Source organism: Mesorhizobium sp. M0306, assembly GCF_040321655.1.
Lineage (GTDB): Bacteria > Pseudomonadota > Alphaproteobacteria > Rhizobiales > Rhizobiaceae > Mesorhizobium.
Genome location: NZ_JAMYRY010000001.1, coordinates 327,723 through 354,072, shown reverse-complemented (window position 1 = coordinate 354,072; position 26,350 = coordinate 327,723). Strand labels below are relative to the sequence as shown.

Here is a 26,350-nt window from a genome sequence, read left to right as displayed (position 1 = left end):
GCCGTCAGACAATGCGTTTCTCGGTCGCCGGATCGAAGAACACCGCCTTGGTCAGGTTGAAGGCGAGCGGGGTGACCGTGCCGGGCTGGATGTTGGCATCGGCGCGCAGCCGCGCCACCACCGCCTTGCCGCCGAGATTGGTGACCGCGAACGTATCCGAACCGGCCGGCTCGATGACCTCGATGTGACAGTCGGCGCGGGCGATGTTCGAGGCGTTGCGTTCGGCGCCCTCTGGATCGGTCAGTGCTTCCGGGCGGACGCCGAAGATGATCGGTTTGCCCTGGAATGCCGAAAGACCGACCGGCGCATTGGCCAGCGGCAACGAAATCGGCTGGCGCGCCTCGCGCTCCATGACGACGGAGAAGCCGCTGCCGTTGCTGCCGATCGTCGCCGGGATCAGGTTCATCGCCGGCGAGCCCATGAAGTCGGCAACAAACAGGTTGGTCGGATTGTTATAGATTTCGGCCGGCGTGCCGAATTGCTGCACCTCGCCGTCGCGCATCACCGCGATCTTGGTGGCCAGCGTCATCGCCTCGATCTGGTCGTGCGTGACGTAGACGATGGTGGTGCCGGTGGTGGCGTGCAGGCGCTTGATCTCGATGCGCATGTCGACGCGCAGCTTGGCATCGAGGTTCGACAAAGGCTCGTCGAACAGGAACAGCTTGGGATCGCGCACCAGCGCCCGGCCCATGGCGACGCGCTGGCGCTGGCCGCCGGAAAGCTGGCTTGGCTTGCGCTTCAGCAAATGGCCGATCTGCAGGACCTTCGCCACCTTGTCGATCGCCTTCTGGCGCTCGCCGACCGGCACGCCGCGCATCTCCATGCCGAAGGCAATATTCCCGGCGACCGTCATGTTCGGATAGAGCGCGTAGCTCTGGAAGACCATCGCGATGTCGCGCTTGGAGGGGTGGAGATCGTTGATCGTGCGTCCGTCTACACGGATTTCGCCTTCGGTGATGGTTTCCAGGCCGGCAATGGTGTTGAGCAGCGTGGACTTGCCGCAACCGGACGGCCCGACCAGCACGAGGAAGCCGCCCTTTTCGAGATCGAGGTCGATGCCTTTCAGGATCTCGACCGATCCGAAACGCTTCTTCAACCCGTCAATTTCCAGAAAAGCCATCCGATTATCCTTTGACGGCGCCGGCCATCAGGCCGCGCACGAAATAGCGGCCGGCGAGCACATAGACGAGGAGCGTCGGCAGCGCGGCGATCATCGCCGCCGCCATGTTGACGTTGTATTCGACGACGCCGGTCGAGGTGTTGACGACGTTGTTCAGCGCCACCGTCATCGGCATGACGTCGCCTGAGCCGGCATAGGCGGAGGCGAAGAGGAAATCGTTCCAGATGTTGGTGAACTGGTAGATGACCGTCACCACGATGATCGGCAGCGAGTTGGGCAGCATGATGCGCCGGAAGATCTGGAAGAAGCTGGCGCCGTCGATCTGCGCCGCCTTCACCAATTCGTTCGGAAACGCCTCGTAATAATTGCGGAAGAACAGGGTGGTGAAGCCGATGCCGTAGACGACGTGGACGAATACCAGGTTCACCGTCGGATTGCCGAAGCCGAAGGTGAGGCCGGTCGCGTTCTGCAGCTTGACGCCGAACCGGCCGAGGCTGCCGAGGATCGTTGCCATGGGCAAGAGGACGGACTGGAACGGGATAAAGCAGGCAAACAGCATCAGCCCGAATACCAGCGTCGCCCCGCGAAAGCGCCACTTCGTCAGCACATAGCCGTTGAGTGCGCCGAGCAGGGTCGAGATGACGACGGCCGGAACCACCATCTTGATCGAATTCCAGAAATAACCCTTCATGCCGACGCAGGTGAGACCCGAGCAAACTTCGCTCCATGCCCTTATCCAGGGTGCGAAGGTCGGCGCCTGCGGCAGCGCCAGCATGTTGCCGTTCTGGATTTCGTCCATGGTCTTGAACGAGGTCACCAGCATGACGAACAGCGGCATCAGGTAGAACAGCGCGAACAGCGCCAGCAGCCCGTAAATGACGATACGGTTGACCGTCCTGGCGCTGATACCGCCAGTGCTCTGGCGAGCAGGAGTGGCTATAGCGCTCATCGCGGCTTCTCCCGAAGCTCGGAATAGAGATAGGGAACGATGATCGCGGTGATGGTCATCAGCATGATCACGGCGCTGGCCGAGCCGACGGCCATCTCGTTGCGCTTGAAGGTGTACTCATACATGAAATTGGACGGCAGCCAGGCCGAACCGCCCGGCCCGCCGCTGGTCAGCGCGACGACCAGATCGTAGGACTTGATGGCGAGATGCGCGAGCACGATCAAGGCCGAGAGAAAGATCGGCCGCAGCAGCGGGATAACGATGCGGCGGTAGAGCTGGAAGGTGGTGGCGCCGTCGATCTGCGCCGCCTTCAGGATCTCGCCGTCAATGCCGCGCAGGCCGGCCAGGAACATCGCCATGATGAAGCCCGACGCCTGCCAGACGCCGGCGATGACCACCGTGTAGATGACAAAATCCTTGTTCTTGATCCAGTCGAAATGGAAGCTCGTCCAGCCCCATTGGTGCAGCGTCTGCTCGAGGCCGAGGCCGGGGTCGAGAAACCATTTCCAGGCAACGCCGGTGACGATGAACGACAGTGCCATCGGGTAGAGATAGATCGGCCGCAGCACACCTTCGCCGCGGATCTTCTGGTCGAGCAGGATCGCCAGGAACAGGCCGAGCGCCAGACAGATGGAAATGTAGAGGAAGCCGAAAATCCCCATATTGGTGATCGACGTGTACCAGCTGGACGGCGGGTCGCTTTCGAAGGTCCAGCGCCAGAGCCGCTGATAGGCGCGTGGCCCGGTGATCGCATAGGACGGGAAGGTCTTGGAATTGGTGAAGGACAGATAGATCGTCCACAGGATGAAGCCGTAGACGAAGACGACGGTGGCGGCAAAGCTTGGCGCCAGCACGAGCTTCGGCAGCGCGTCCTGAAGGCGCGAGCGCACCGAGGCGCCCGGACGGGCACCGTGCTCCGGCGTCAGCGTGATACTGGTTTCAGCAACTGTGCTCATCTGTCCATTCCGTATCGCGGGTCCGGAATTCTGTCGTCGCGGCCTCTGCGGCACGAAAGCGTGCCGGTCGGCGCAACCGCAAACCCCACCGCAGAGGACTCTCCCCGGCTTGCGCCGGGGAGATCATTCACATCGGCGGGCGCTTACTTGGCGTCTTCGATCGCGCTGACCAGTTGGGTCACGGCCTCGTCCGAGGTCTTGATCTGGCCGTGGACGAATTTCGAGACGACATCCTTGTAGGCGTTGGCAACCGCCGGAGGCGCGCCATAGCCCTGCGCCAGAGAGCCGAACAGCGTGCCGCCTTCATTGGCGGCCTTCAGGTCAGCCATGCCCTTCTTGCCGCAAGCGTCGAAATCGGTATCCGGCACGTCGGTGCGGGCCGGAACAGAGCCCTTCACGACGTTGAAGGCCGACTGGAAGCTCTTCGACAGCGTGGCGGTGGCCAGGGCGATCTGGGCGGCCTTGCGGTCCTCCGGAACGTTGAACATGCCGAACATGTCGGAGTTGTAGACGACGCTGCCGTCGGTGCCGGGGAAGCGGTAGCACAGGAAGTCGGTGCCCGGGACCTTCTTGGCGGCGTTGAATTCGCCCTTGGCCCAGTCACCCATCACCTGCACCAGCGCATCGCCCTTGATGACCATGGCGGTGGCGAGGTTCCAGTCCCGGCCCGAGAAGTTCGGGTCGACATAGGTGACGAGCTTGGCGAGATTGTCGAACGACTTCTTCATCGTGTCGGACTTCAGCGACTCCTCGTCGAGGTCGTTGAAGGCCTTCTTGTAGAACTCAGGCCCGCCCGTCGACAGCACGACCGAGTCGAACATGGTCGCTTCCTGCCAGTTCTGGCCGCCCAGCGCGAGCGGGACGACGCCCGCCGCCTTGGCCTTGTCGAGCAACGCGATGAAGTCGTCGAAGGTCTTGGGCTCGGTGCCGCCGATCTTGTCCATCACCGCCTTGTTGATCCACAGCCAGTTGACCGAGTGGACGTTGACCGGAGCCGCGACCCACTTGCCGTCATAGACGGAGAATTTCTGCAGGGCCGCGGGAACGGACTTGTCCCAGCCTTCCTTTATCGCCGTCTCGGTCAGATCGCCCATGACGCCGGCTGCGGCATAGTCGAGCACGGTGTAGCCAAGCATTTGCGAGGCGGTCGGGTAGTTGCCGGCCGCCACCATCGCCTTCAGCGCGGTCATGGCGGCGTCGCCGCCGCCGCCGGCCACCGGCACGTCCTTCCAGGCAAAGCCTTCCTTGGCCAGATCCTGCTTGAGCACGTTCAGAGCGGCAGCTTCACCGCCCGACGTCCACCAATGCAGCATCTGGACTTCCTTGACGTCCTCGGCATGGGCCGCGAACGCAACGCCTGATGCGAGAGCCGTCCCGATAAGCAGTTTGCGCAACATGTACTTCCTCCCTTGTTGAACCTACACGACCGGCGGATGCCCGCCGGGTTCTTCCCAACTCAGCCGACCCACCATCCGGTGCGCTGGCCGCGATGAAACTGGATTGTCTTTTCCTCGGTATAATCCTCGACGGCGCGCTTGCCGAGTTCGCGTCCGAGACCGGACTGCTTGTAGCCGCCGAAAGGCAGTTCGGGGTAACCCTCCATGAACGTGTTCACCCAAACGGTTCCCGAACGCACATTCCGCGCCACCGACATGCAGGTATCGATGCTGGCGCTCCACACGCCCGCCGACAGACCATAGGGCGTGTTGTTGGCGATGTGCAACGCCCTTTCAATCGACTCAAAAGTCAGCACCGAGAGCACCGGCCCGAACACTTCCTCGCGCGCAATGGCCATGTCTTCGGTGACGTCGCCAACGATGGTCGGATCAAGATACTGGCCGGCGCTCGAAGCAAGCTGCTTGCCGCCGCAATAGATCCGGCTGCCGCCGTTCTCCGCTGCCGTCACGTAGCCGGTAACCTTGGCCACATGGTCGGTGGAGATCATCGCGCCGACCTTGGTGCGGTCGTCGAGCGGGTCACCGACAGTCACCTTGGCGGTGAGTGCTTTGACGGCGCCGAGGAACTCGCCGGCGATCGCCTCATGGACGATCAGCCGGCTGCCGGCATTGCAGCATTCGCCGGCATTGAAGAAGCCGCCGAAAACCGCCGCGTCGGCGGCGGCCTCGAGGTCGGCGTCGGGAAAGACGATCTGGCCGTTCTTGCCGCCGAGCTCCATCGCGACTTTTTTCAGCGAGTTGGCGGCAGACGCCATGGTCATCTTGCCGACGCGGGTGGAGCCGGTGAACGACACCATCTCGACCAGCGGATGGCTGACCATCGGTGCGCCGACATCGGCGCCCAGCCCGGCAAGGATGTTGACGACGCCATCCGGCAGGCCGGCCTGCATCAGGATCTCGCCGAGTACGAAAGTCGAGGCCGAGGTCATCTCGCTCGGCTTGACCACTGCCGTGCAGCCGGCGGCGAGCGCGAAGGGCAGCTTCTGGCTGACGATCAGGAAGGGAAAATTCCACGGCGTGATGATCGAGACGACGCCGATCGGTTCGCGCAGCACGACGCCGAGCATGGCGTCGCCGAGATTGGCGTAGCTTTCGCCGTGAAGCGTCCGCGCAAGTGCCGCGGCATAGCGCCAGATGTCGACGGCGCCGCCGATCTCGCCGCGCGCCTGGGCAATCGGCTTGCCGGATTCCAGTGCGTCGAGCCGGGCAATCTCGTCCAGCCGCGCCTCGATCAGGTCAGCCGTCCTGAGCAGGATCGCGGCGCGCTCGGCGGCCTTCATGCGCGGCCACGGGCCGGTCTCGAAGGCCTTGTGCGCGGCCTGTACCGCCGCCTCCACGTCCGCCGCGCCGGCCTGTGCATAGCGCGAGACGGTGAAGCCGTGGCCGGGGCTGCTGCGCTCCAGTGTGCGGCCGTCCTGGGCGTCGATGAACTTGCCGCCGATCAGCAGCCGGTAGCTTTTCGGCGCTGCGGCTGCCTCGGCGGGCATGGCGATGTTGAGAGGTGCGTTCATGTGAGTTTCAGGTTCCTAAGATCTTGAGAACGCCGGCTTCTGCTTGGCCTTGAAAGCCTCGACGCCGGCCCTGAGATCGCTTGTCAGCGCGATGAAGCCGCTGGCCAGCGCTTCGGTCGCGGCAGCACTCTCTTCGCCCTCGGCGATGGCAATCATCAGCTTGGCGGCTTCGGTCGCGAGCGGCCCGCGCTCGGCGATCTTGCCGGCCCAGGCCTTGGCTTCGGCGAACGCCTTACCGGTCTCGACCACCCGGTCGACAATCCCCAGAGCAAGAGCCTCGGTCGCCAGAAACACCTCGCCGCCGAGCGCCATCCGCCGCACCGCCTGCGCACCGAAGCGGCGCACGGCGCGCTGTGTGCCGGACCAGCCGGGAACGACACCGATCGAGGTCTCCGGGAACCCAAGCTTCACCTGCGTTTCCGCCACGCGAAAGTCGCAAGCCGCCGCCAGTTCCAGCCCACCACCCAGCGCATGGCCGGCAAGAATGGCGATCGTCGGCTGCCGCAGCCGCGCCAGCCGATCAAAGACGCGGTGGCCGTAGCGAACCCATTGCACCTGGAAATCGGCGGCGCTCATTTCTGCCCATGCCTCGACGTCGCCGCCGGCGCAAAAGCCCTTGCCTTCGCCGCAGATCAGCACGACGCGGACGCCGTCCGCCGCCTCGGCCTCATCGAGTGCTGCTTCCAGCGCCCGCAGCATCGGAATGTCGAGGGCGTTGAATTTCTCCGGCCGGCGCAGCGTGACAATGCCGATGGCGCCGTCGGTTTCAAAGGTGACGAGGCGCTCAGCCATGGGCGCCTCCAAGCGAGGCGCCGCCATTGAGCGACAGGCCGATCGGCCGGTCCCTGTAGAGCGCATCCGGCGTCACTTTGAGATCGTTGGCTACGGCGAGCGGGATCTCGGCCTGCGCCAGCACATCGCGCTCCAGGTCGATGCCCGGCGCCAGCTCCGTCACCATCAGCCCTGCTGGCGTCAGCTTCATCACGCAGCGCTCGGTGACATAGGTGATATCCTGTCCCTGCGCGACGGCACGCTTGCCCGAGAAGGAGATATGCTCAACCTCGCCGACGACTTTCTTGACCTTGCCCTCCTGGTCGATGCGGATGCCGCCATCAGCAAGCGACAGCTTGGCGCCGGCATTGAAGAAACCTGAAAAGACGATCTTCTTCGCCCGCGCGGTGATGTCGACGAAGCCGCCGGCGCCGGCGGTGACGTGGGGCCGCGCCGAAAGCTTCGACACGTTGACAGAACCATGGCGGTCGATCTGCAGGAAGGACAGCAGCGAGGCGTCGAAGCCGCCGGCCTGGAAATAGATGAACTGGTGCGGCGAGGGCATGAAGGCGTCGGCGTTCGACGAGCAGCCGAACTTGAAGTCGAGCAGCGGCACGCCGCCGACCGCGCCCTGTTCGATGACCCAGGTGACCTTGCCGTGCTGGCCTTCCTCGAGCAGGATCCGCGGCACATTGGCCGAGATGCCGAAGCCGATATTGACCGCCATGTCGTCGGCAAGCTCCATGGCGACGCGGCGCGCAATGACCTTCTGGACGTTCATCTCGGCGTTGCGGAAGCTCGACAACGGCCGGAAGATCTCGCCGGAGATGGCCGGATCGTAGGGCGTCAGCGTCGTCTGCAACTGGTCGGGCGCCACCACGATATGGTCGACCAGCACGCCGGGCACGCGCACATCGTGCGGTTTCAGCGTGCCGTTCTCGACGACGCGCTTGACCTGCGCGATGACGATGCCGCCATTGTTGCGGGCGGCGAGCGCCTGTTCGAGGCCGCCGAGATAGGCACCCTCATGCTCATAGGTGAGGTTGCCGCGCTCGTCGGCCGTGGTGGCGCGGATGATCGCGACCTGCGGCACGATCGAGCGAAAATAGAGCCACTCCTCGCCGTCGAACTGCTGCACCGAAACGATCGGCTCGCTGGCGGCCGCGTTCATCGCGCAACCCTGATGGCGCGGGTCGGCAAAGGTATCGAGCCCGACCTTGGTCAGCACGCCGGGGCGCTTGGCGGCGGCCTCGCGATGCATGTCGAACAGGATGCCGGACGGCACGTTATAGGCGGCGACCGAATTGTCGCCGATCATCTTCCAGATCTGCGGCGGCTCGGAAGATGACGGCCCGGATGGATAGGAGCCGCACAAAGTGCGCTTCAACAGGCCGGGCTTGGCTAGATGGTCGATGCCCTTGATGCCGTACATGTCACCGGCGGCGATCGGGTGCAGCGTCGTGATGTCCTTGGGATGGCCTTCGGCGTCGAAGCGCTCGCCGATGGCGGCAAGCACTGCATCCGGGCAGCCGAGGCCGCTCGACGACGATACGGAAACGACCATGCCATCCCTGATCAGGCCGGCGGCCTCAGCCGCGGAGACGAGCTTGCTCACGCAGCACCCCCGAGCTTCGAGTCGATGGCGACGGCCTTGCCGGACTTGGCCGATTGCAATGCCGCCTCGGCTGCGGTCAACGACCAGACGCCGTCCTCGCCGGTGGCGGACGGCTGGCCCTCGCCACGTATCGCCGCGTGGAATTGGCGCAGCGAACGGGCATAGAGGTCTTCGCGGTCGAAGCTCAATTCCTCCTCGCCCTGTGCCGTTCGCAGCAACACCGAGCCGACCGGCTTCTGCGTCATCACATCCTTGCCGATCAGCGAGCCTTCGCTGCCATGCACCTCGAAGCCGGTGCCGGCGAATTTGGTGGTGAAGCCCTCATGCGATTGGGCAATGACCCCCGATCCGAAGCGCCAGAGGCACATGGCGCCGTCTTCCAGCCCGCCGGCGGCCATGCCGGCCGATTGCGTGAATGCCGAGATCTCGACCGGATCGTCGCCGAGCACGAAGCGCAGCGTGTCGGCATCGTGCACGGTGATGTCGAGCACCACGCCGCCGCCGGCGTCCGGCCTGGTGATGCGCCAGCCCTGCAGGTTTTCCGGCAGATAGACGGAGTGGAAGACGCGCGCAGCGATCGGCCTGCCGATGCGGCCGGCAGCGATCGCTTCGCGCATCGCCCGATGCGAGCCGGCATTGCGCAGATGGTGGTTGGTGCCGAGCACGACGCCGGCGGCCCTGGCGGCGGCGACCATCTTGCGCGCGTCGGCGCTGGTCAGCGCCAGCGGCTTTTCGCACAGCACATGCTTTCCCGCCTCGATGGCGGCGAGTGCCTGTTCGAGATGCAATTCGTTGGTGGTCGAGATGTAGACGGCGTCGATATCGGATTTGAGCAGGGCGTCCAGCGTCGAGACCGCCGCCTGAATACGGTTTTCGCTGGCATAGGCGGTGGCGCGCTCCGGGCTGGAGCTCATCACTGCGGCGATTTCGCCGTCCGGCTGCGCGCGGATGGCGCCGATCATGAACTGTCTTGCGATCGTGCTGGCGCCGATCAGCCCCCAACTGACGGTCATGCCGCGTCTCCCATTCCTGCGCAGCCATGCTCCTTGCGATCGGGGCCGCAGCTTTCCCTGACCACGAGGTTGACGGCGCCGATATGATCCTCGGCGCGCGTGGTGCGCGATTGGATCATCTTCAGCACGACATGGGCGGCGCGCTCGCCGAGGCCGGCGGTGTTCACCGACACGCTGGTCAGCGCCGGCATATAGTGCTCGGCCTCGGCCACGTCGTCGAAGCCGACGACGGCAAAGTCCGCGCCGGGTTCCAGGCCGCGCTTGCGCAGCGCCAGCAAGACGCCGAAGGCGACCGCATCGTTGAAGCAAAGGGCTGCAGTCGGCGGCGCGGCCATGGCGAGCGCGGTTTCCAGGCAGGCAATGCCGCCCTTGCGGCTGGTTTCGCCCTCGAAGACCAGCCTGTCGGCCGGTGCGATGCCGAGCGCTTCACAGGCCTCGCGAAAGCCGCCCAGCCGCTCGTGATAGACGACAAGGTCGGACGAGCCGCCGAAGAAGGCCAGCCGGCGGTGGCCCTTACCGATCAGATGGGCGGTGGCGAGATAGGCGCCGCGATGATTGTCGGGTGTGATCACCGGGATGCGGCTTTCGGGAAGGCGGCGCATGACGAAGACGACCGGAACGCCCGCGGTCTCAAGGCGGCGGAACGCGCCAGGCGTGGTGCCGCGCGCCGGCGACACGACGAGCCCGGCGACACCCTGCTCCATCAGTGATTTCAAAACCTCTTCCTGGCGCACCGGGTTTTCAGCGGTATTGGCGATGAAGGGCACGACGCCGGCCGACTGGAAGACGCGCTCCATGCCGACCGCCAGTTCGGCGAAAAACGGATTGGTGAGATCGTTGATGACCATGCCGATGACATTGGAATGGGCCTTGCGCAGATTGGCGGCGCCGCGGTTGTAGACATAGCCGACATCCTCGATCGCCTTGCGCACCTTCAGCGCGGTTTCAGGCCGGATCAGCCCGCTACCTTGCAGCACCAGCGATACCGTCGATTTGGACACGCCCGCCTCACGGGCGATGTCGAGTATCGTTGCCTTGGCCCGGCTGGCCATCCAGATCTGTCCTCCCGGTGGTTTCTTGTGCGATTTATTGGAACGATCTAATCCCTGCGGCGCATTTGAGTCAATCGCGTTTTTTCGAACCGGAGAAAAATGCGGCTCAATAGGCGCAATCCTCCAGCAAGTACGGCTTTCACCTGCTGCGATGCAGCAATTTGACCGGCGCGACGAAGGGCGGCAAAGTATCTTGATTTATTGGAACGTTCCATTTAATAGGCGCTGGGAAGGAGAGAGCCATGGACATCACCTTGCCCGGGGAAGGCGGCGGCCGTATCCGCTACCGGCTTGTCGGCCAGCCGGTGCAGCCTGTGGCCGGCGCGCGGTTCTCGCGCATCGCCTACGCCGCCGCCCATGTCGTTGCCGATCCCCTCGCCATGACCGATCCGTGGTCGAGGCCCGCGGTCGACTGGGACAAGACAATGGCGTTTCGCCGTCACCTTTGGCGGCTCGGCTTTCGCGTCGCCGAAGCGATGGACACCTCGCAGCGCGGCATGGGTTTCGACTGGGCAAATGCCAAGGAATTGATCCGCCGCTCCATTATCGAGGCGCGCAGCGTCGAGGGCGCCGATCTCGCGTCAGGCGCCGGCACCGACCATCTGGCGCCGGGGGCCGCGAGCACGCTCGACGATGTCATCGCGGCCTATGAGGAGCAGTTCGGCTTCATCGAAGGGCTTGGCGGCAAGGCGATCATGATGGCCAGCCGGGCGCTGGCGGCGATCGCCAAAAGCCCCGACGACTATGTCAGCGTCTACGACCGCATCCTGTCCCAGGCATCCGGCAAGGTCATCCTGCACTGGCTGGGTGACATGTTCGACCCGGCGCTGAAAGGCTACTGGGGCAGCAGCGATTTCGAAACCGCGCTCGAGACGGTGATCGCGATCATCGAACGCCATGCCGGCAAGGTCGAAGGCATAAAGATATCGCTGCTCGACGCCGGCAAGGAGATCGCGCTCAGGGACCGGCTGCCCGAGGGCGTGGTGATGTTCACCGGCGACGACTTCAACTACCCCGAGCTGATCGCCGGCGACGGCGACAGACATTCGCACGCGCTGCTCGGCATTTTCGATACCATCGCGCCGGTCGCCAATGCGGCGCTGGCAAAGCTGGCCGACGGCGACCGCGCCGGCTATGACGCGCTGATGGCGCCGACAGTGCCGCTGTCGCGCAAGATCTTCGAGGCGCCGACCGAATACTACAAGGCCGGCATTGTCTTCATGGCCTGGCTGAACGGCCATCAGGACCATTTTTCGATGGTCGGCGGCATGCAGTCGGCGCGCGGCATACGTCACTATGCCGATGTCTTTCGCCTTGCCGACCAGGCAGGATTGCTGGCCGAGCCGGAGCTTGCCATTGCCAGAATGACAAGCCTCTGCGCGGTAGCGGGCGTCTGATCGCAAGACATTGCAGCGTCCAATCTGCAAGCCCGGTTTCGGGTGGCTTTGCGATTTGGCTTGTCTGGGCAAATCTGTATGCGGTATGCGTCCAACAGAGAAGCCGATCCGGCGCTCTGCCGGCCAACCGGCAAAGCTGCCGTTCTGCATTGGGATAAGCTGATGACCTTCGACCTTCGGGGCAAGCGCGTTTTCGTGGCCGGACATCGCGGCATGGTCGGCTCGGCCATCCTGCGCCGATTGGCCGACGAGGATTGCGAGGTTCTGACCGCCTCGCGCGCCGAGCTCGATCTTCTCGACCAGGCCGGCGTGCGGCGCTGGATGGCCGACCGCAAGCCGGATGCAGTGGTGATGGCGGCGGCCAAGGTCGGCGGTATCCTGGCCAACAACCGGCTTCCCGTCGATTTTCTGCAGGACAATCTCGTCATGCAGAACAATGTCATCGACAGCGCCTTCCGCAACGAGGTGCAGAAGCTGCTGTTTCTCGGCTCGTCCTGCATCTATCCCAAATTCGCGGCGCAGCCGATCTCCGAGGACGCCTTGCTGACCGGCCCGCTCGAACCTACCAACGAATGGTATGCGATCGCCAAGATCGCCGGACTGAAACTGTGCCAGGCCTATCGGCGCCAATACGGTGTCGACTACATCTCGGCTATGCCGACCAATCTCTACGGCCCGGGCGATAATTTCGACCTCAATTCAAGCCATGTCGTGCCGGCCCTGATGCGCAAGGCGCACGAGGCCAGGCGCGCCGGCCGCAAGAGCCTGGAGGTGTGGGGATCGGGCACGCCGATGCGTGAATTCCTGCATGTCGACGACGCCGCCGACGCCCTGGTCTGGCTGCTGAAGAATTATTCGGGCGACAGCCACATCAATGTCGGCTCTGGGGAAGACATCACCATTGCCGATCTTGCCCGCACCATCGTGTCGGTCGCCGGCGCCGATGCGACGATCACATTCGATGCGACGAAGCCGGACGGCACGCCGCGCAAGCTGATGGACGTGTCGCGTCTGTTCGCCACCGGCTGGCGCCCGCGCTATTCGCTGCGCAGCGGATTGGAACAGACCTATGCCTGGTTTCTTGAGCACGTCGAGACCGGCGATCTGCGCCTCGGCGCAGCCTGAGGCCGGTATTGGCGAGCTCGGCATCAGGACTGGATGAGGGCGAGAACGTCAGCCGATGAAAATACCGACGGCCAAGTGAGGGATTATCTGGATGGTGGGCGTGACAGGGATTGAACCTGTGACCCCTGCAATGTCAATGCAGTGCTCTCCCGCTGAGCTACACGCCCATCCGAAGCCGCGCATACACCATTTTTGGTTCGGCACGTCAATAGCGGGAAAAGGGAAAGAATGGCTGGCTTGCCGGGCCGGTCAAGACGCGACAAAAAGCGCGTCAGGCGGCTTGCAGCATCTTTTCGACCTCGTTGACGAGGTCGCGCAGGTGGAACGGCTTCGATAGCACCTTGGCGTCTTTCGGCGCCTTGGAATCAGGGTTCAGCGCGACGGCGGCGAAGCCGGTGATGAACATCACCTTGAGGTCGGGATCGATCTCGGTGGCGCGGCGGGCGAGCTCGATGCCATCCATCTCGGGCATGACGATGTCGGTCAAAAGCAGCGAAAAAGGTTCCTCGCGCAGCCGCTCATAGGCACTGGCGCCATTGTCGAAATCGCTGACCTGATAACCGGCGCGCTCCAGCGCCTTGACGAGGAACCGGCGCATGTCGTCGTCGTCTTCCGCCAGCAGAATGCGTGCCATCTTGTCCCGTCCGAATCACCCAACCGACAATGCCGTGCGGCAAGCCCGTTAACCATGCTGTATATGAGGAGGTGACGGTAAACATCAAGTGAACGTTGGCCGCACAATCCTGATTTGGCTGGCACTTCGGCGGCTGGACATGCGGACGGCGAGGTGGCACTTTCCTTATCATGATGCATTGGTATTTCTGGGTTCGTTCAAATTGAAAACGGCAGCCGAGGATTTTTCGGTCGTTCCACCCTTCGAAATCCGATCGGGCGCCGAACAGCGCGTTCCCTTCCTCTTCAACTCGCCGCATAGCGGCCGCTACTATCCGGACCGGTTCATGGCTATGGCCAAGCTGGACCGCAACGCCATCCGCCGCTCCGAGGACTGCTATGTCGAGGAATTGTTCGGCGGTGCCGTCGCGCTCGGGGCGCCGATGCTGGCGGCAAACTTCCCGCGCGCCTATCTAGACGTCAACCGGGAGCCGTGGGAACTCGACCCGCGCATGTTTGCCGAACCGGTGCCGTCATTCTGCAACATCCGCTCGGCGCGGGTGGCCGGCGGGCTCGGCACCGTGCCCAAGCTGGTCGGCGAGGGGCTCGACATCTATTCCGGCCGCTTGCCGCTGGCGGAAGCCGTGGCGCGCATCGAAGCGGTCTACAAGCCCTATCACGAGACGCTGAAACGGCTTTTGACCAGAACCCATGCGCGCTTCGGCTACGCCGTGCTGATTGACTGCCACTCGATGCCGGCAAGCATACGGGTCGGCGACAGCGGATTGCGTCCGGATTTCATTGTCGGCGACCGGTTCGGCATTTCCGCCACGGCGGCGTTGACCGAGACGGCGATCGGCCTGCTCACCGGCATGGGCTACAGCGTCGCCCACAACAAGCCCTATGCCGGAGGCTTCATTACCGAGCACTATGGCCGCCCCGTGCGCCATCTGCATGCGCTGCAGATCGAGGTCAATCGCGGGCTCTACATGAATGAGCGGACGTTCCAGAGATCGGCTGGTTTCGACGCCCTGGCCGGCGATCTGGCGCGGTTTTCGGCCGAACTGATGGCGATGCCCGATCACAATTTCATGGATCTACCGCTGGCTGCCGAATAGCGCCGGAATCGCGGTACTCGCCGCTTATGCGGCAGCGTAAAAAAAGACCGCATCGTTTGCACGACACGGTCGAAGTCTAGGGAGGAAACGCCCAAGGAGGGCATGGACAGGAACCCCTGTCCGAGAACAAACGTATTGTGCGCTGCACAAATGTCAAGGCGCGTTCCGGCTTTTTTAATTCACTGTGAAGTGGAAACTGCATTTCCATGACGGCGGCGTTGCATTCGAGCAACAGTTGGCACCGTGCGAAAGGCTCCGAACGCGTTGTTTTGGCGCAAAACGCCTTTGTTTCGGCATAAAACCGTAGGCATACCGGCATCTCAGACATGCTGAAGCGGGAGAATCAGTTGGACATCAGCATCGAGTTCATGCGGCGCATTGCGCGTGCCGCCGCAGCCGAGACCTTGCCGCGCTTCCGCAATCAGGGCGCGGTCACCAACAAGGAGCACGGCAGCTTCGACCCGGTCACCGAGGCCGACCGTGAAGCCGAGCGCGCCATCCGGGCGGTGATCAGCGCGCAATACCCCGATCACGGCATCCTCGGCGAGGAGCATGGCAGCGAAAACATCTCCAGCCGGCATGTCTGGGTGATCGATCCGATCGACGGCACGCGCGCCTTCATTTCCGGCCTGCCGGTATGGGGCACGCTGGTCGGGCTGACGGTCGACGGCGATGCCGTCGCCGGCATGATGTCGCAGCCCTTCACCGGCGAGCTGTTCTACGCCAATGCTTCCGGCTCGCATTATGAAGGTCCGGGTGGCCCGCGAAAACTCACGACGCGCAAGACCACAAATCTCGCCGAAGCGACGCTGTTCACCACCACGCCGGCGCTGTTCAAGGGAGACGCGCGCTCACGCTACGACCTGTTCGAGAAGCAGGTCCAGCTCGCCCGCTACGGCACCGACTGCTATGCCTTCGCCATGGTGGCGGCGGGCAGCGTCGATATCGTCGCCGATCCGGGATTGAAGCCCTACGACATCGTGGCGCTGATTCCGATCATCGAGAAGGCAGGCGGCGTCGTCACCACTTTCGAGGGCGGACCGGCGGAAAACGGCGGCGACATCCTGGCGGCGGCGACACCGGAGCTGCACGCGGCGGCGATGACGGCGCTGCGCGGCTGAGCATCCGGTGCACCCAAGCGTCTGTTTTTGCGCAAATCCGACGGAAACCGCGGTTCTAAATTAGCAGTCGGCAGGCCAAGCGTCCGAGAGACGCAGGCCCCACAAAATGAGCACGAAAGAGATGAGGCCGGTCGGCGCGGACGAATACGCCACGCCTTTGATCACGGCTTCCTGAAAGGCGCTCCCGTGGACGGCTCCGGCGGCCAACGGCATTGTCTCGTTGCCGGCCCCCCAGGCGCTGGCAATCACGTAGGCGGCCAGGATCGCCAAAGCCGAATAGATCAGGAGCCAGAACGCAATCCGCGACATCGCCGCGCCGAGATTGAGCCTAGACCATGTGAGGCCTAGCGCCAGCAAAAGAACGCCCTCCAAGGCGCTGAGCGTGTGCGCGGACAGTCCGAGCCGCGGTGCGGCGAGGTACGGTATTGCAAACCCCTCGAATGACGAAAACAGCAGCAGCGCGACGCCAATCTGCAGCAGCCGATGCCCCTGACGTGACAGCGTGTTCGATGCGTTCATGGTCGTTTTTCTCCCGGCGAATGACCTCCAACCTCTTTGGCAGCAACCTAGCGCGCGATGCCTGAACGGGAATAAGGGGGCGAGCTGTGCCGGGCAAGCGACCCGCGCAGGCTTTATTGCCGGGCGCCGGCGAAGCGGTCAAACAGCGTCGCCGGTTCCTGGGATGAAGGCATCGAATGCCGCAAGCAGTTGCTCGCGATAGAGGTCGGCTTCCTGCAGGATCTCATGGCGGGCGCCGTCGATCATCACTAGCGAGCCGACGCGCAGACGCCTCGCATAGGCCTCGACTGCCCTGGTCGAGACGACCTGGTCGGCGCCGGCGGCGATCATCAGCAAGGGCACCTGGATCTTGGCCATGAAATCCGGGTTGCTGACGATCAAGGACGCCTCCGTGGCCGCCTTCAGCCAGCGGATCGTCGGTCCGCCAAGCGCCAGCTGCGGATAGGTTTCGTAGATCAGCGTGTTGCGCCGATAGCGCGCCGGGTCGCTGGTCAGCTTGTTCATGGCGAAGGGCACCGATTCCTTGGGCCGCGGCCCCCATGCGGCATAGAGCCGGCCAAGGCCGAGAAGGCAGAACAGCGAAGAGATGCGGCGGACGGTTTTTACCGAAACCGGGAGGTCCGGCACGGTGAAGAACGGTGCGATCAGCACCATGCGGCGCACGCGGTTCGCCATTGCGGGCGCGGCGAGCAGCGCAATCACCGCGCCGGCCGAGTGGGCCAGTATGTAGTAGGGCCCTCGGCAATCGGGCAGCACGATCTCCTCGAAGAACTGCTCCAGATCGCCGGTGTAGTCGAAGAAGCTCCGGACGAAGCCGCGCTGTCGGTCGCCGATCAGCCGGTCGGAAGCGCCCTGGCCGCGCCAGTCGAGGGTTGCCACGCCAAAGCCCCGGTCGGCAAGGTTGCGAATGGTCTCGAAATACTTCTCGATGCACTCGTTGCGGCCGGTCAGGACGACGACGGTGCCCTTCATCGGGCGGGTAACCGCGGCAAACAGCCCATAGCGGATCTTCTTGCCGTCGCGCGTGGTGAAGAAGCCGCCGGCCGCGTTTTCCGGCAGCGGATTGCCCGGAGTTTCGTGGAAGAGGGGGGGCTGGTGGAAAAGATCGGTCATACGGTGTTTGGTTGGTGTCGGTGCCGACGGGCGCAAATCAGGCATAAACGCCCATGCGCCAAAAGCAAAGGAATTCGGGACGTCGGGGAGGTCGACCCAGGCAGCGAACAAGAAAGGCCGGAAGCAGCCTTGGGCGTGCTTCCGGCCTCTGTCGACCGGGAGGAAGGGACGTTACACCCGGTTCGGCCTCGTCGTGTCGCCTTTTCCGGCGACCTGTTCGTGATCTCGAGAACAGTTTTAATGCCGCCTGGCTGAACGCTCGCCGAAGCCACGGTTCATCTGCCGTTCATCAACATCGGGACGTGGGCCGGGACCGGTCCCGTTCGGACGCGGGAAAATCTTGAAATGCCGTCGCCCGCTTCCCAAATTTGTCATGCGGCCGCCAATGTCGGGGTCGCTGGCCCATCCGGAACGCCGTCACGGGTTTCGCACCGGCCATACGCAACCTTGTTGCTCAACAGGAGAACACACCATGCGTCACGTTGATTTTTCCCCGCTCTACCGTTCGACCGTCGGTTTTGACCGGCTGTTCACCATGCTCGATTCGCTTGCGCAACCGGAAGGCCAGACCTACCCGCCTTACAACATCGAGCGCACGGGCGAAGATGCCTATCGCATCTCGATGGCTGTGGCCGGCTTCTCGGAAGATGAGATTTCGATCGAAGCTCACCGCAATGTGCTGACCGTCAAGGGTGAGCGCAAGGAGGAAGGCAATGGCGAAGGCTCCGAACTGCTCTATCGCGGTATCGCCAGCCGAGCCTTCGAGCGCCGCTTCCAGCTTGCCGATCACGTCGAGGTTGTCGGCGCCGCGCTGAAGAACGGCCTGCTCTTCGTCGACCTCAAGCGCAACATCCCCGAAGAGCTGAAGCCGCGCAAGATCGCGATCACCTCGGCTCCGGCCAAGGCCAAGCAGATCGAGGCCAAGACTGCCGCCTAAGCCAGGCAGCTAAACTCTCCCGGGATGCCAACTCCCCGGGAAGAAAGGGCGGTGCAGCAATGCGCCGCTCTTTTTGCTGGTGGGCAAGGCTTGCTATCCGGCGAGCAGGTAGCCGAAACGGTCGACCTCGTCGGCCGTGGTCGCGAAGCTGGTGACGAAGCGATAGAGCGCTTCGTCCTCGCCAATATGGCCGTCGTAGCCGAGCGGCCTGTGCCAGTCGTGGAAGGCCGCGCCTGCCGCTTGCATTCTTTCGGCGTCGGCCTTTTTCATGACCGCGAAGACCTCGTTCGCCTGCGGCAGCCAGGCCAGCCGGGCCGAAGGGGAATCTTCTATCGCCGCGGCAAGCCGTGCCGCCATCGCATTGGCGTGCCGTGCCGTGTCGAGCCATAGCCCACCCCTGAAATAGGCATCGAATTGCGCGGCGATGAAGCGCGATTTCGAGAACAGCTGGGCCGCGCGCTTGCGCAAAAAGGCCAATTCCTTGGCTCGCTCGAGGTCGAACAGCACGATCGCCTCGGCGCACCAACAGCCATTCTTGGTGCCGCCGAAGGAGAGGATGTCGACACCGTGCTTCCAGGTCATTTCGGCCGGCGTCGTTTCCAGCGCGACGAGCGCATTGGCAAAGCGGGCCCCGTCCATGTGCAGCGGCAATCCCCGCTGCTTTGCGATCGCCGAAATCCTGGCGATTTCGTTCAGCGTGTAGACGGTGCCAACCTCGGTCGACTGCGTGATCGAAACCGCCATCGGCCGCCCGGAATGGACGTTTTCGGGTGCGAAACGGTCCACCGCCCGTTCCAGATTGCCGGCATCGATCTTGCCGAGTGCGCCTTCGACTGTATAAAGCCGCGAACCGCCGGTGAAATATTCCGGTGCACCGCATTCGTCCTCGATGACGTGCGATTCGCGATGGCAGAAGGAAATGCCGCCTGGCTTGTTATAGGCAGTCAGCGACAGCGAATTGGCAGCGGTGCCGGTGGCGAGGAAAAACACCGCGACTTCGCATTCGAAGATTTCATTGAAGCGCTGGTAAACTGCCTTGTCGAGGAAGCCGTCGCCATACGCGGTGGAGAAGCCGTCGGCATGGGCCGAGAGGCCGGCAGCGATACGGGGATGGGCGCCTGCCCAATTGTCGGAAGCGAAAATCATGCGTCTGCCTATGCTGGGGAAAATCGGTGCGAGCTTGGCCGCTTTCGCACGCCGGCCGCAAGTGGCAGATGCAGAAAATCCGCTAAAGCCAGCGAAAGCCTGACCGTAGACGCAGCGACGGAAGGTTACGCTGTGGCCGCGTTCCGCGCAATTTTCTGTCGCGAAAGCTTCAAGAATTTTGTGAATCGGTCTTGTGTGCATCCAAAATTTCTGTCATAAAAATTTAGGACAGTAGTGCTGTCTTATTTTGTCGCACAAAACTGGCCGCATTGGCATATGATTGCGCCTCTGCGGCAATTGCCGCGAGCGATAGCTAGACAGCCTGGCTCTGGCCTGTACGAATACCATATGCGAACCATGCGGAAAGCCGCACGGTCGGCAAGAATTTCGCAAGACGTGCCGCAAGATTGAAAGGGGAGCCACGCGCTTCCCGACGGAAACCAGCGCCCGAAGGGGACGGAACGGAGGACAGGACGATGATGGACATGACGCCATCTGCGACGAAGGCCGCGCAGACGAAAGCGGCAGCCGTCAAAAATCCGTCCCTGACCAATATTGGGCGAACCAGCACCGGCTATGCCGCGCACGGCCTCTACGATCCGCGCAACGAGCATGATGCCTGCGGCGTCGGCTTCATCGTCAACATGAAGGGCGTAAAGTCGCACCAGATTGTCGAGGACGGCCTTGCCGTGCTCGAAAACCTGACGCATCGCGGCGCCGTCGGCGCCGATCCGCTGATGGGCGACGGCGCCGGCGTGCTGGTGCAACTGCCGGACCGTTTCTTCCGCGAGGAGATGGCCAAGCAAGGGGTCGAACTGCCGAAGCCTGGCCACTACGCCGTCGGCCATGTATTCATGCCGCGCGACCCGGAGCTGCAGGCGCATATCGAAGGCATCATCGCCGAGGTTGCGCAGCTCGAAGGCCAGCCGCTGCTCGGTTTTCGCGACGTGCCGGTCGATAATTCGTCGCTGTCCAAGGCGCCCGACATCGCCGCTTCCGAGCCGGTGCACCGGCAGGTGTTCCTGGGCCGCGGCGCCGAGATCGAGAACGACGACGATTACGAGCGGCGGCTCTACATCCTGCGCAAGGTCATTTCCGGCCGTATCCACGAGGAGACCAAAGGCGTCGACAACGGCTTCTATGTCGTCTCGATGTCGTCGCGGACCATCGTCTACAAGGGCATGTTCCTGGCCTATCAGGTCGGCGCCTACTACAAGGACCTCACCGACCCGCGTTTCGAGACGGCGCTGATCCTGGTCCACCAGCGCTTCTCGACCAACACGTTCCCGTCGTGGAAGCTGGCGCATCCCTACCGCATGGTCGCCCACAATGGCGAGATCAACACGCTGCGCGGCAACGTCAACTGGATGGCGGCACGGCAGGCCTCGGTCGATTCCGAACTGTTCGGCAACGACATCTCGAAGCTGTGGCCGATCTCCTATGAAGGGCAGTCGGACACCGCCTGCTTCGACAATGCGCTCGAATTCTTGACGCAGGGCGGCTATTCGCTCGCCCATGCCATGATGATGCTGATCCCGGAAGCCTGGGCCGGCAACAAGCTGATGGGTCAGGACCGCAAGGCCTTCTACGAGTATCACGCAGCCCTGATGGAGCCGTGGGACGGGCCGGCGGCGGTTGCCTTCACCGACGGCCGCCAGATCGGCGCCACGCTCGATCGCAATGGGCTGCGCCCGGCGCGCTACATCGTCACCGACGACGACCGCGTCATTATGGCCTCGGAAGCCGGCGTTCTGCCGGTGCCAGAGGAAAGGATCGTCAAGAAGTGGCGGCTGCAGCCCGGCCGCATGCTGCTGATCGACCTGGACAAGGGCCGCATCGTTTCCGACGAGGAGATCAAGTCGGAGATTGCGACCAGGCACCCGTACAAGAGCTGGCTCGCCAACACCCAGCTCATCCTCGAGGATCTGAACCCGGTCGAGCCGCGCGCCCTGCGCAGGGATGTCTCACTGCTCGACCGCCAGCAGGCGTTCGGCTACACCCAGGAAGACACAAAGCTGTTGATGTCGCCGATGGCGACCACCGGGCAGGAGGCGGTCGGCTCGATGGGCACCGACACGCCGATATCGGCAATGTCGGACAGATCGAAGCTGCTCTACACCTATTTCAAGCAGAACTTCGCACAGGTCACCAACCCGCCGATCGACCCGATTCGCGAGGAACTGGTGATGAGCCTCGTCTCCTTCATCGGGCCGCGGCCCAACATCTTTGATCTTGTCGGCACTTCGCGCCGCAAGCGGCTCGAAGTGCGCCAGCCGATCCTGACCAATGGCGATCTGGAGAAGCTGCGCTCGGTCGGTCACACCGAGGACCGTTTCGACACCAAGACGATCGACATCACCTATGCTTCGAATGAAGGCGCGGCCGGCATGCTGGGCGCCATCGACCGGCTGTGCGAGCGCGCCGAGGCGGCGGTCGCCGGCGGCTACAACATCATCATCCTGTCGGACCGTCAGCTCGGGCCGGACCGCATCGCCATTCCGGCGCTGCTGGCAACGGCGGCCGTGCATCATCATTTGATCCGGAAGGGATTGCGCACCTCGGTTGGGCTCGTCGTGGAATCCGGCGAGCCGCGCGAGGTGCATCATTTCTGCTGTCTCGCCGGCTACGGCGCCGAGGCGATCAATCCCTATCTCGCTTTCGACACGCTGCTCGATATGCACAAGCGTGGCGAATTGCCGGCGGAGGTCGATGCCTACGAGGTCGTCTCCCGCTACATCAAGTCAATCGGCAAGGGCATCCTCAAGGTGATGTCCAAGATGGGCATCTCCACCTACCAGTCCTATTGCGGTGCGCAGATCTTTGATGCCATCGGGCTGAAGTCGGACTTCGTGCAGAAGTACTTCACCGGCACGGCGACGCTGATCGAAGGCGTCGGGCTGGACGAGATCGCCGCCGAAACGGTCAGCCGCCACACCGACGGCTTCGGCAACGACCCGGTGCTGCGCAACAGCCTCGAGGTCGGCGGCGAATACATGTTCCGCATGCGCGGCGAGGCCCACATCTGGTCGCCCGACGCAGTGGCGACCTTGCAGCACGCCGTGCGCCAAGGCTCGTGGGAAACGTTCAAGGACTATTCCGCCCAGATCGACAGCGAGACGGCACAGGCGCAGACCATTCGCGGCCTGTTCAAGATCAGGCTGGCGCAAGAGACCGGGCGCAAGAAGGTCAAGCTCGACGAGGTGATGCCGGCCGCCGATATCGTCAAGCGCTTCTCGACCGGGGCGATGTCCTTCGGCTCGATCTCAAGGGAAGCGCACACGACACTGGCGCGCGCCATGAACGCCATCGGCGGCAAGTCGAACACCGGCGAGGGCGGCGAAGAGGCCGACCGCTATCTGCCACTGCCGGGCGGCGGCAAGAACCCCGAACGCTCGGCGATCAAGCAGGTCGCTTCGGGACGCTTTGGCGTCACGGCGGAATATCTGGTCAATTCCGACATGATGCAGATCAAGGTCGCGCAAGGGGCGAAGCCCGGCGAGGGCGGCCAGCTGCCGGGCCACAAGGTCGATGCGACCATAGCCAAGGTCAGGCATTCGACGCCGGGCGTCGGCCTGATCTCGCCGCCGCCGCATCATGACATCTATTCGATCGAGGATCTGGCGCAGCTCATCTACGATCTGAAGAACGTCAATCCGGCGGCCGATGTATCGGTCAAGCTGGTCTCGGAAGTCGGCGTCGGCACAGTTGCGGCCGGCGTTGCCAAGGCGCGTGCCGACCACATCACCATATCAGGCTATGACGGCGGCACCGGCGCCTCGCCGCTGACCTCGCTCAAGCATGCCGGCAGCCCGTGGGAGATGGGCCTTGCCGAGACGCACCAGACGCTGGTGCTCAACGGTCTCAGGTCGCGCGTCGCGCTGCAGGTCGATGGCGGCCTGCGCACCGGGCGTGACGTCATCATCGGCGCACTGCTCGGCGCCGACGAGTTCGGCTTCTCGACCGCGCCGTTGATCGCGGCCGGCTGCATCATGATGCGCAAGTGCCATCTCAACACCTGCCCGGTCGGCGTCGCGACACAGGACCCGGTGCTGCGCAAGCGCTTCAAGGGCACGCCCGAGCACGTCATCAACTTCTTCTTCTATGTGGCGGAAGAGGTGCGGGCGCTGCTTGCCGAGATGGGCCATACCCATCTCGACCAGATCATCGGCGACACCGACCTTCTGGAAAAGCGCGAGCTGATCCAGCACTGGAAGGCGCGCGGGCTCGACTTCAGCAAGATGTTCTACAAGCCTGATGCGCCGCACGAGGCGGTGCACTGGACCGAGCGGCAGAAGCATCCGATCGACGACGTGCTCGACCGCAAGCTGATCGAACTGGCAAAGCCGGCGCTCGAAGCCAGGCAGCCGGTCAGCATCGAACTGCCGATCCGCAACGTCGACCGTTCGACGGGCGCCATGCTGTCGGGCGAGGTGGCAAAGCGCTTCAAGCACAAGGGCCTGCGCGAGGACACGATCTCGGTCAAGCTCACCGGCACGGCCGGCCAGTCCTTTGGCGCCTTCCTGGCGCGCGGCGTCTCGTTCGAACTGGTGGGCGCTGCCAACGACTATGTCGGCAAGGGCCTGTCGGGCGGCCGCATTGTCATCCGCCCGCCGGAGAACACGAAAATCGTTGCTGCCGAGTCCATTATTGTCGGCAATACCGTGCTCTACGGCGCAACCGAGGGCGAGGCCTATTTCTGCGGCGTCGCCGGCGAGCGTTTTGCCGTGCGCAATTCGGGTGTCGCCGCCGTCGTTGAAGGCGTCGGCGACCATGGTTGCGAATACATGACCGGCGGTATCGTCGTCGTTATCGGCCAGACCGGCCGCAACTTCGCCGCCGGCATGTCGGGCGGCGTCGCCTATGTGCTCGACGAGGCGGGCGATTTCGCCGAGCGCTGCAACATGGCGATGGTCGAGCTGGAGCCGGTTCCGGAAGAGGACGACCTTATGGAAAAGCTGCTCCACCATGGCGGCGATCTCGACCACAAGGGCCGTGTCGACGTATCCGGCGATATGACCAGCCACGACGAGGAGCGGCTCTACCAGCTGATCTCCAACCACGTCCACTACACTGGCTCGGTACGAGGTCGCGAAATCCTCGACGACTGGACAACTTTCCGGCCGAAATTCCGGAAGATCATGCCGGTCGAGTACCGCCGCGCGCTGATCGAGATGGAACGGATGCGCATGAACGTGGCGGCGGAATAGATTTGGAAATTGCCGGGAGGCCATGCGTCTCGGCAACCATCTTCATCAACAATCCTGACCTCGGACTGAAGGTTGCCACGGCTGCCTTATGAGGTTAACGGGTGCGTCGCCAGGCGTGCCTTCCGGACAGCAGGGACTGGACTATGGGCAAGGTAACAGGGTTTCTCGAGATCGACCGGCAGGTGCACAAGTACCAGCCGGCTTCCGACCGCATCCGGCATTTCCGCGAGTTCACGCTGCCGATGTCGGACAAGGAGGTCGAGAAGCAGGCCGCGCGCTGTATGGATTGCGGCATTCCGTATTGCCATGGACCGACCGGCTGCCCGATCCACAATCAGATCCCGGACTGGAACGACCTCGTCTACAATGGCGACTGGGACAACGCGATCCGCAACCTGCATTCGACGAACAATTTTCCGGAATTCACCGGCCGCATCTGTCCGGCACCTTGCGAGGAAGCCTGCACGCTGAATCTCGAGGACATTCCGGTCGCCATCAAGACGATCGAGCAGGCGATTGCCGACAAGGCCTATGAAACCGGCCATATCCGGCCCTATCCGCCGGAACGGAAGACCGGCAAGCGCGTCGCGATCATCGGCTCGGGGCCGGCGGGAATGGCCGCTGCCCAGCAACTCGGTCGTGCCGGCCATGACGTTCACGTCTATGAGCGCGAGAGCCGGCCGGGCGGGCTGATGCGCTACGGCATCCCCGATTTCAAGATCGAGAAGCATTATATCGACCGGCGCATCGAGCAGATGCAGGGCGAAGGTGTCAGCTTCCATTGTGGCGTCAATGTCGGCGTCGACAAGCCGGTCGCCGAACTGCTCGCCGAATATGACGCGGTCCTCTATTGCGGCGGTTCCGAAACACCGCGTCCGGCCAACATCCCGGGCGATGATCTCGACGGCGTGCACGACGCCATGCCCTATTTGGTGCAGCAGAACAAGCGCATAGGCGGCGAGCCGATCCAGTCGGTCGCATGGCCGTCCCGCCCAATCGTCGCCGGCGGCCAGCATGTCGTCGTCGTCGGCGGCGGCGACACTGCCTCCGACTGCGTCGGCACTGCCTTCCGCCAGGGCGCGGTGCGCGTCACCCAGCTCGACATCCGGCCGCAGCCGCCGGAAAAGGAAGACAAGCTGTCGGTCTGGCCCTACTGGGCGACCAAGATGCGCACCTCGTCCTCGCAGGCCGAAGGCGCCGAGCGCGAATTCCAGGTGGCGACGCTCGAATTCATCGGCGAAGACGGCCAGCTGACCGGGGTCAAATGCTGCGAGGTCGACGAAAAGCGCAAGCCGATCGCCGGCACCGAATTCGTTATCCGCGCCGATCTCGCGTTCATCGCCATCGGCTTTGCCGGGCCAGCCGCTCGAGGGCCGGTGTCGGAACTCGACCGGCAGATGACGATCGTCACCGACAGCCGCCGTTCGAAGAATGTCGAGGCCAATGATCGGGATTACAGGACCAGCGTCGAAAGGCTCTATGCGGCGGGCGACGTGCGGCGCGGCCAGTCGCTGGTCGTCTGGGCGATCCGCGAGGGCCGCCAGGCGGCGCGCGCCATCGACGAGGCGCTGATGGGATCGAGCGTGCTGCCGCGTTGAGTCCGTTCCGAAG

20 protein-coding genes and 1 tRNA gene are annotated in these 26,350 nt (G+C 63.6%); 7 read left to right on the top strand and 14 right to left on the bottom strand.

Going from position 1 to position 26,350, the window contains the following annotated elements:
- Nucleotides 1-4: 4 nt before the first annotated feature.
- The 9 genes from NKI95_RS01770 to NKI95_RS01730 form a co-directional block, all read right to left on the bottom strand.
- Entirely contained in the window at nt 5-1,120 is a 1,116-nt protein-coding gene (locus NKI95_RS01770) for an ABC transporter ATP-binding protein (protein WP_352713581.1), read from the bottom strand.
- 4 nt (nt 1,121-1,124) lie between these two features.
- Entirely contained in the window at nt 1,125-2,069 is a 945-nt protein-coding gene (locus tag NKI95_RS01765) for a carbohydrate ABC transporter permease (protein WP_352713578.1), read from the bottom strand.
- Nucleotides 2,066-3,025, bottom strand: coding sequence for a carbohydrate ABC transporter permease (locus tag NKI95_RS01760; protein WP_352713576.1), 960 nt, complete (start codon nt 3,023-3,025; stop codon nt 2,066-2,068). Before NKI95_RS01760 ends, NKI95_RS01765 begins: the two co-directional genes overlap by 4 nt.
- A gap of 143 nt (nt 3,026-3,168) precedes the next feature.
- Complete coding sequence (locus NKI95_RS01755; RefSeq protein ID WP_352713573.1) at nt 3,169-4,422, bottom strand: ABC transporter substrate-binding protein; 1,254 nt, start codon at nt 4,420-4,422, stop codon at nt 3,169-3,171.
- Nucleotides 4,423-4,481: 59 nt separating this feature from the next.
- A complete protein-coding gene (locus tag NKI95_RS01750; RefSeq protein WP_352713570.1) occupies nt 4,482-5,993 on the bottom strand; it encodes an aldehyde dehydrogenase family protein in 1,512 nt (503 codons plus the stop codon).
- Between the two features lie 15 nt (nt 5,994-6,008).
- On the bottom strand, nt 6,009-6,785 hold the full coding sequence (locus NKI95_RS01745) for an enoyl-CoA hydratase/isomerase family protein (RefSeq protein WP_352713567.1): 777 nt from the start codon (nt 6,783-6,785) through the stop codon (nt 6,009-6,011).
- Nucleotides 6,778-8,379 carry an acyl CoA:acetate/3-ketoacid CoA transferase gene (locus NKI95_RS01740; RefSeq protein WP_352713564.1) on the bottom strand — a complete coding sequence of 534 codons (1,602 nt, stop codon included), beginning with the start codon at nt 8,377-8,379 and terminating at the stop codon, nt 6,778-6,780. Before NKI95_RS01740 ends, NKI95_RS01745 begins: the two co-directional genes overlap by 8 nt.
- Complete coding sequence (locus tag NKI95_RS01735; RefSeq protein WP_352713561.1) at nt 8,376-9,392, bottom strand: Gfo/Idh/MocA family protein; 1,017 nt, start codon at nt 9,390-9,392, stop codon at nt 8,376-8,378. The genes NKI95_RS01740 and NKI95_RS01735 overlap by 4 nt, the downstream gene beginning before the upstream one ends.
- Nucleotides 9,389-10,444, bottom strand: coding sequence for a LacI family DNA-binding transcriptional regulator (locus NKI95_RS01730; protein ID WP_352465863.1), 1,056 nt, complete (start codon nt 10,442-10,444; stop codon nt 9,389-9,391). The genes NKI95_RS01735 and NKI95_RS01730 overlap by 4 nt, the downstream gene beginning before the upstream one ends.
- Before the next feature lie 242 nt (nt 10,445-10,686).
- On the opposite strand from NKI95_RS01730, the gene NKI95_RS01725 reads away from it, so the two are divergent.
- Together NKI95_RS01725 and fcl are read left to right on the top strand one after the other, a co-directional pair.
- Nucleotides 10,687-11,841: a dihydrodipicolinate synthase family protein gene (locus NKI95_RS01725; protein WP_352713558.1), complete on the top strand. Its 1,155-nt coding sequence runs from the start codon at nt 10,687-10,689 to the stop codon at nt 11,839-11,841.
- A 162-nt stretch (nt 11,842-12,003) separates the two neighbouring features.
- Entirely contained in the window at nt 12,004-12,966 is a 963-nt protein-coding gene (gene fcl / locus NKI95_RS01720) for a GDP-L-fucose synthase (protein WP_352713556.1), read from the top strand.
- Nucleotides 12,967-13,058: 92 nt separating this feature from the next.
- Here the strand turns inward: fcl and NKI95_RS01715 are convergent.
- Together NKI95_RS01715 and cpdR are read right to left on the bottom strand one after the other, a co-directional pair.
- Nucleotides 13,059-13,133: transfer RNA gene (locus NKI95_RS01715), tRNA-Val, on the bottom strand.
- Nucleotides 13,134-13,237: 104 nt separating this feature from the next.
- Complete coding sequence (cpdR, locus tag NKI95_RS01710; RefSeq protein ID WP_006199474.1) at nt 13,238-13,600, bottom strand: cell cycle two-component system response regulator CpdR; 363 nt, start codon at nt 13,598-13,600, stop codon at nt 13,238-13,240.
- A 139-nt stretch (nt 13,601-13,739) separates the two neighbouring features.
- Here cpdR and NKI95_RS01705 point away from each other — a divergent pair, with 139 nt between their 5' ends.
- Together NKI95_RS01705 and hisN are read left to right on the top strand one after the other, a co-directional pair.
- Nucleotides 13,740-14,696, top strand: coding sequence for an N-formylglutamate amidohydrolase (locus NKI95_RS01705; protein WP_352713553.1), 957 nt, complete (start codon nt 13,740-13,742; stop codon nt 14,694-14,696).
- A 347-nt stretch (nt 14,697-15,043) separates the two neighbouring features.
- On the top strand, nt 15,044-15,817 hold the full coding sequence (gene hisN, locus NKI95_RS01700; RefSeq protein WP_352713552.1) for a histidinol-phosphatase: 774 nt from the start codon (nt 15,044-15,046) through the stop codon (nt 15,815-15,817).
- A gap of 60 nt (nt 15,818-15,877) precedes the next feature.
- On the opposite strand, the gene NKI95_RS01695 is transcribed toward hisN, so the two are convergent.
- Both NKI95_RS01695 and NKI95_RS01690 read right to left on the bottom strand, forming a co-directional pair.
- Entirely contained in the window at nt 15,878-16,336 is a 459-nt protein-coding gene (locus tag NKI95_RS01695; protein ID WP_352713549.1) for a styrene oxide isomerase, read from the bottom strand.
- A gap of 138 nt (nt 16,337-16,474) precedes the next feature.
- Nucleotides 16,475-17,449, bottom strand: coding sequence for an alpha/beta fold hydrolase (locus tag NKI95_RS01690; protein ID WP_352713546.1), 975 nt, complete (start codon nt 17,447-17,449; stop codon nt 16,475-16,477).
- A gap of 472 nt (nt 17,450-17,921) precedes the next feature.
- On the opposite strand from NKI95_RS01690, the gene NKI95_RS01685 reads away from it, so the two are divergent.
- Entirely contained in the window at nt 17,922-18,386 is a 465-nt protein-coding gene (locus NKI95_RS01685; protein ID WP_023675381.1) for an Hsp20 family protein, read from the top strand.
- Nucleotides 18,387-18,479: 93 nt separating this feature from the next.
- Here NKI95_RS01685 and NKI95_RS01680 read toward each other — a convergent pair whose 3' ends face one another.
- Nucleotides 18,480-19,532 (bottom strand): threonine aldolase family protein, encoded by a 1,053-nt coding sequence (locus NKI95_RS01680; protein WP_352713545.1) that lies wholly within the window; start codon nt 19,530-19,532, stop codon nt 18,480-18,482.
- A 476-nt stretch (nt 19,533-20,008) separates the two neighbouring features.
- On the opposite strand from NKI95_RS01680, the gene gltB reads away from it, so the two are divergent.
- Together gltB and NKI95_RS01670 are read left to right on the top strand one after the other, a co-directional pair.
- Nucleotides 20,009-24,739: a glutamate synthase large subunit gene (gltB, locus tag NKI95_RS01675; RefSeq protein ID WP_352713543.1), complete on the top strand. Its 4,731-nt coding sequence runs from the start codon at nt 20,009-20,011 to the stop codon at nt 24,737-24,739.
- A gap of 143 nt (nt 24,740-24,882) precedes the next feature.
- Nucleotides 24,883-26,337 carry a glutamate synthase subunit beta gene (locus NKI95_RS01670; RefSeq protein ID WP_352713540.1) on the top strand — a complete coding sequence of 485 codons (1,455 nt, stop codon included), beginning with the start codon at nt 24,883-24,885 and terminating at the stop codon, nt 26,335-26,337.
- The last annotated feature ends 13 nt before the right edge of the window (nt 26,338-26,350 follow it).

Coding starts and splice junctions, on each gene's coding strand:
- NKI95_RS01745 (WP_352713567.1), bottom strand. CDS start 6,785: ATGGCTGAGCGCCTCGTCACCTTTGAAACCGACGGCGCCATCGGCATT.
- NKI95_RS01685 (WP_023675381.1), top strand. CDS start 17,922: ATGCGTCACGTTGATTTTTCCCCGCTCTACCGTTCGACCGTCGGTTTT.
- NKI95_RS01670 (WP_352713540.1), top strand. CDS start 24,883: ATGGGCAAGGTAACAGGGTTTCTCGAGATCGACCGGCAGGTGCACAAG.
- NKI95_RS01680 (WP_352713545.1), bottom strand. CDS start 19,532: ATGATTTTCGCTTCCGACAATTGGGCAGGCGCCCATCCCCGTATCGCT.
- gltB (WP_352713543.1), top strand. CDS start 20,009: ATGATGGACATGACGCCATCTGCGACGAAGGCCGCGCAGACGAAAGCG.
- fcl (WP_352713556.1), top strand. CDS start 12,004: ATGACCTTCGACCTTCGGGGCAAGCGCGTTTTCGTGGCCGGACATCGC.
- NKI95_RS01760 (WP_352713576.1), bottom strand. CDS start 3,025: ATGAGCACAGTTGCTGAAACCAGTATCACGCTGACGCCGGAGCACGGT.
- NKI95_RS01755 (WP_352713573.1), bottom strand. CDS start 4,422: ATGTTGCGCAAACTGCTTATCGGGACGGCTCTCGCATCAGGCGTTGCG.
- NKI95_RS01695 (WP_352713549.1), bottom strand. CDS start 16,336: ATGAACGCATCGAACACGCTGTCACGTCAGGGGCATCGGCTGCTGCAG.
- NKI95_RS01690 (WP_352713546.1), bottom strand. CDS start 17,449: ATGACCGATCTTTTCCACCAGCCCCCCCTCTTCCACGAAACTCCGGGC.
- NKI95_RS01725 (WP_352713558.1), top strand. CDS start 10,687: ATGGACATCACCTTGCCCGGGGAAGGCGGCGGCCGTATCCGCTACCGG.
- NKI95_RS01770 (WP_352713581.1), bottom strand. CDS start 1,120: ATGGCTTTTCTGGAAATTGACGGGTTGAAGAAGCGTTTCGGATCGGTC.
- NKI95_RS01705 (WP_352713553.1), top strand. CDS start 13,740: ATGCGGACGGCGAGGTGGCACTTTCCTTATCATGATGCATTGGTATTT.
- cpdR (WP_006199474.1), bottom strand. CDS start 13,600: ATGGCACGCATTCTGCTGGCGGAAGACGACGACGACATGCGCCGGTTC.
- NKI95_RS01765 (WP_352713578.1), bottom strand. CDS start 2,069: ATGAGCGCTATAGCCACTCCTGCTCGCCAGAGCACTGGCGGTATCAGC.
- NKI95_RS01730 (WP_352465863.1), bottom strand. CDS start 10,444: ATGGCCAGCCGGGCCAAGGCAACGATACTCGACATCGCCCGTGAGGCG.
- NKI95_RS01750 (WP_352713570.1), bottom strand. CDS start 5,993: ATGAACGCACCTCTCAACATCGCCATGCCCGCCGAGGCAGCCGCAGCG.
- NKI95_RS01735 (WP_352713561.1), bottom strand. CDS start 9,392: ATGACCGTCAGTTGGGGGCTGATCGGCGCCAGCACGATCGCAAGACAG.